The organism is Blautia sp. DFI.1.216 (assembly GCF_020594215.1).
GTDB lineage: Bacteria > Bacillota > Clostridia > Lachnospirales > Lachnospiraceae > Blautia_A > Blautia_A wexlerae.
Genome location: NZ_JAJDML010000167.1, coordinates 1 through 557, shown reverse-complemented (window position 1 = coordinate 557; position 557 = coordinate 1). Strand labels below are relative to the sequence as shown.

At 39.3% G+C, this 557-nt stretch carries 2 protein-coding genes; both read left to right on the top strand.

Annotated features, from left to right (window positions below):
* On the top strand, positions 1 to 260 hold a 260-nt coding region (locus LJE11_RS20925), incomplete at its 5' end, for a hypothetical protein (protein ID WP_442860896.1).
* Positions 253 to 492 carry a hypothetical protein gene (locus tag LJE11_RS19255; protein WP_055180584.1) on the top strand — a complete coding sequence of 80 codons (240 nt, stop codon included), beginning with the start codon at positions 253 to 255 and terminating at the stop codon, positions 490 to 492. The genes LJE11_RS20925 and LJE11_RS19255, both read left to right, overlap by 8 nt.
* The last annotated feature ends 65 nt before the right edge of the window (positions 493 to 557 follow it).

The following is a 557-nucleotide window of genomic DNA, read 5'->3' as shown; positions in this document are numbered from 1 at the left end:
TGGATAATTCCTTACTGGATGTAAGGGATATTAACCATAAATATATTGTAGTAGAAAGAAAGTTATCAATGTATTTTGAATTATATGAAGGAGCATGGATACCCGCCGACAGTCCGGGAATTTGGAGAGTTGATCGGGGTGAAATCAACATCATCTGCTTTTTCCAGAATCAAGCAGTTGGAGCAAAATGGATATATTCGCAGAATCCCGGCATCACCAAGAGCAATCGAGATTTTATAGTGAGGTGTCGGCATGAATAAAGTATATGTAGATGTAGTGGCAGAGTTCCGGAAAGACGGACAACTGGTTCCCATATTTTTTACATGGGAAGATGGAAGAAAATATAACATCGACAGAATTTTGAAAATCGAGCGATGTGCCAGCAGAAAGGCAGGCGGTGTAGGAATGATGTACACCTGTATGATACAGGGGCAGGAAAGTCACTTGTTTTATGAAGTGGATAAATGGTTTATGGAGAGAAAAACAGCATAAGGAGAGATAAGTATAGACGATATTATTTGGATTATTAACCGGCAGGGATAGTCACTTTCCCTTTA